At 67.1% G+C, this 2290-nt stretch carries 2 protein-coding genes; both read right to left on the bottom strand.

Going from position 1 to position 2290, the window contains the following annotated elements; genetic code table 11:
- Nucleotides 1-105: 105 nt before the first annotated feature.
- Nucleotides 106-894 carry an IS21-like element helper ATPase IstB gene (gene istB / locus DW899_RS10350; RefSeq protein WP_117648567.1) on the bottom strand — a complete coding sequence of 263 codons (789 nt, stop codon included), beginning with the start codon at nucleotides 892-894 and terminating at the stop codon, nucleotides 106-108.
- Entirely contained in the window at nucleotides 891-2129 is a 1239-nt protein-coding gene (gene istA, locus DW899_RS10345) for an IS21 family transposase (protein WP_117801066.1), read from the bottom strand. Before istA ends, istB begins: the two co-directional genes overlap by 4 nt.
- Nucleotides 2130-2290: the final 161 nt, after the last annotated feature.

Here is a 2290-nt window from a genome sequence, read left to right as displayed (position 1 = left end):
TGTTAGCGTCAATATATTTTTCACCATTTTCACCAACGTATTTTCGCCAATCGCGCCAACGCGGATGCGCCGGATTCGCCAACGCGGATGCGCCGCTTTCGGCGTCTAGGCCCCCTCCTCCTTCCCGTCCTCACCGCCGATTGATACGTCCTTCAGGCGGTACGACCGTCCCGTTATCTTGATCATCGCGCAATGGTGGCAAAGCCTGTCGGCCACCGCCGAGGCCGTGACGTTGCTGCCGAACACGTCGCCCCACCTGCCCACCGGCACGTTGGTCGTGACGATGGTCGACCGCTTTAGCGCGTAGCGCCTGTTGACCAGCTGGAACAGCAGGTCGGCCCCCTCCTTGCCGATGTCGAGGTAGCCGAGCTCGTCTATTATCAGCAGGCTGCAGTGCTCGTAGAACCGCATCCTGCGCGCCAGCGCCTCCTTCGCCGAGGCGTGCTTGAGGTCCTCGACCAGCCTCGAGCAGTCGGCGAAGTACACCTGCTTGCGGGCCATCACCGCCTCGTGGCCTATGGCTATCGACAGGTGGGTCTTGCCGACGCCCGGGCTGCCGACGAGCACGACGTTGTCGCCGCGGTCGATGAACTCGAGCGTGGCCAGCTGCTCGACCAGCCCGCGCGGCACGCTCGGCTGGAAGCCCCAGTCGAAGTCGGCCAGCGTCTTTATGTAGGGGAAGTTGGCCATCCTCGTGCGGCGCTCGTCGTCGGCGCGCCGCTTGAGGGCTATCTGGGCGTCGGTGAGCTCGAGCATGGCGTCGACCAGGCCCTTCCTCCCGTCGGCGACGAGCCTGACGTACTCGGGCACCGACGACGCCATGCCCTCGAGCCCCAGCTCCTCGAGGTTGGCCGCCAGGCGGTTGAGGGGGCTGGCCTGCACGGCGGCGCTCACAGCGAGCCCCCTATCGAGTCGAGCAGGCCGAGGTTGGCCGCGGCGGCCGCCTCGATGTCGCCGGCGGCGTCGCCGAACCACCGCTTGCCGGCCATGGCCTCGGCGTAGTGCGCCGGGTCGTAGGCCGGCCCGCCCGCCACGTGCGTGGCCACCAGCTCGCCGCCGACGTAGCAGTCCATCGCGCCGCCGGGCATGCAGACGATGCGGGCGGGCCTGCCGATGCAGCGCCTGGGCACCGACATGGGCTCGCCGTGCGCGCTCACCAGCATCGTGGCCGGCACCCTGGCCACGCGCACCACGTCGCCCATCGCCTCCTCGAGGGCGCGCAGGTTGCCGACGGGCAGCAGCGCGCCCTTCTCCTCCATGAACAGCGCGGAGGGAGGCAGCCCCGTGGTCTCGTTGGGCTCGGAGTTGCTGGCGTCCTCGATCCGCGCGACGATCTCGTCGATGTCGTCCCAGCCGTCGAAGTCGCCCTGGTAGGCCATGAGCCGCGACAGGAAGCGGTTCGACGACTCGACCTTGCCCTTCGTCTGGGGGCTGCGCGGGCGGCACAGCTTCAGCTCGAAGCCGGCGGCCTTGGCGAACTCGTACGCGCGCTGGACCTTGAGGCGCCGGCCGCCCTTGATCGTCACCAGGGCGGACATGTTGTCCGTGACCCACTCGCGCGGCACGCCGCCGAGCCTCGCGATCGTGGCGTACATGCACCTGACCAGGTCGTCGGTCGTCCTGGTCCTCGACCGGATGAATATGTGCCTGCGGGAATGGCCCAGCGTCGCCGCGAACACGTTGAACTCGAACAGCTCGCCGTCGCGGTTCGCCATCTTGACGGACTCCTTCCAGTCGAACTGCAGCTGCAGTCCGGGCGGCGTCTCGAAGCGCGGGTGCGGCTCCGGGCCGCCGGAGGCCCCGACGGCGATGCCGTTCTTGCGCATGAACTGGGTGAAGGCGTTGTAGCCGGCCAGGTCCTCGCCGGGATACCTGTGCAGCAGCCACTCGTGGATGCCCTTCTTGGTGACTCCCGGCAGCTGCGCCTTGGCGGCCACCTCCTCGATGTGCGCGTCGAACGAGCCCGCCCTGTCGCCGCGCCCGTCGTGGGGCCGCCCGCCCTCGGCCCTCCAGTACGACGCCACGGTGTGCCTGTCCTTGCCGTAGCGCTTCGCTATGTCGCTGAAGTTGGGCTTTATGCCCGCTTCCCTGTACATGTCCAACTCTCCGATCAGGTTCTTCTCCGCCACGGCCCGCTCCTCCCGAAAGCATCGTTCGCTCGTCGATCGAAGCGTAAGCCCCGGCGTTGGTGGAAATGGTGAAAATGCGTTGGCGCAAATGGCGGGATTGCGTTGGCATGATTGGTTGTTGAGCGTTGGTCAAAATGGTTGTTTTTACAGTAGCGCTAACA

Source organism: Collinsella sp. AM41-2BH, assembly GCF_003468085.1.
Taxonomy (GTDB): Bacteria; Actinomycetota; Coriobacteriia; order Coriobacteriales; family Coriobacteriaceae; genus Collinsella.
The sequence above is the reverse complement of the archived record's forward strand: the minus strand, read 5'-3'. Positions and strand labels throughout refer to the sequence as shown.